Here is a 1,337-nt window from a genome sequence, read left to right as displayed (position 1 = left end):
CGATGGCGCGGCGGCCACGGCCACCGCCGCGCGCCTGGCCGAACTGGGCGGGGTGGAGGGCGCGCTGGCGATGATCCGCGATCCGCGCGCCCACGCGCTGATCCAGTCGCTGATCCCCAAGACCGCCTAATCCAGCCCCCAGGCGACGAGCGCCGGGTTGGTGATGATCTGCCGCATCGCCGGGCCCAACAGCCGCCGGCGGGCAGCGCGCCACTGGTCTCGCGCCGGGCCAAAATCGGCCGCCACCTTCGCGGCGTCGAGGCCGCCCAGCTTGCCCCAGTGCAGGCTGTAGGGGATGCCAGCGCCATCCAGCGCGGCGCGCACGGCGGCCGCCGCCATCGGCCCGACCGGCGACAGGCTGGTGCCGAGGCCATCAAGGTTGATCACCACATTCGTCCCAAAGCGGGTGAAGGCCAGACCACCGGCGGCGCCATCCACGGGGCGCAGCGTGAAGACGAAATGGCGCGGCAATCCGGCGACGGCGGCCAGCGCGGCCTGCACCGCTTCGGCCACGCGCGCCCGCGGCACGGCAAAGGCGGCGTTGTAGAGCGGGGCAAGCGGGCGGTGCGGACCGTTCAATTCCCCCCAATTGCCCCAGCGCTCGCCGATCGCGCACGGCCGGAACTGGGCGCGCAGCAGCGCAGCGACATCGATATCGGCACCCAAGTCGGGCGGCGCGGCAGCGGCCTCCGGCGCCTCCGCCGGGCCAGCCCGCCCAAGGCAATTGAGCGGCTGGTTGAGATGGAGATCATCAAGCGCGCATTGGCCGCCATCATGCGCGTCGCGCTTGAAATAGAGCGTGTGCATCGCCGGCTGGGTGAAGGGCGCGGCCGGATCCAGCGTCACTTCCATGAAATAGGGATCATCGTCATGGCCCTGCGCCCGCGCCAGCGCCCGCCAGTCACCGGCCGCCAGCAGGCCGAGCCAGTCGGGACTGACGGGCGCCAGCGCGGCCAGCACATCGCAGACGAACAGCGGTACGGTGTCGATCAACGCGGCATTGATGACGCCCATGCCGCCGAGGTGGATCAGCGCGCTGTCGAACAGTCGATCGTCGCGGATCAGCCGTGCGCCCAACTGCACGGCCATGCCATCGGCCAGCACCGGATCGGATCGCCGTTCCAGCCACCAGCTGCGCCCCGGCCCGGCGACGATATGCAGCCCGCGGACATGGTTCTGAAAACCGCCCTGGGCGTGCGCGCCGCCATGCACGCCGGTGCCGACCGCGCCCGCGACCGTCTGCCCGTCGTGGCTGCCAGAGGTGCGGATCGAGCGCCCGCGCGCGGCGAGTGCGCGGTTCAGCTGGCCGATGCGGGTGCCGCCCCAAACCAGCGCCA

General features: G+C 72.0%; 1 protein-coding gene. It reads right to left on the bottom strand.

From position 1 onward, the window contains the following. Positions 1-126: 126 nt before the first annotated feature. Positions 127-1,337: FAD-binding protein (locus GJ693_RS15995; RefSeq protein ID WP_156257215.1), on the bottom strand; the 1,211-nt coding region annotated here is incomplete at its 5' end.

The sequence above is a fragment of the Sandarakinorhabdus oryzae genome, assembly GCF_009733735.1.
Classification (GTDB): Bacteria; Pseudomonadota; Alphaproteobacteria; order Sphingomonadales; family Sphingomonadaceae; genus Sandarakinorhabdus; species Sandarakinorhabdus oryzae.
This window is presented reverse-complemented; position numbering and strand designations above follow the sequence as displayed.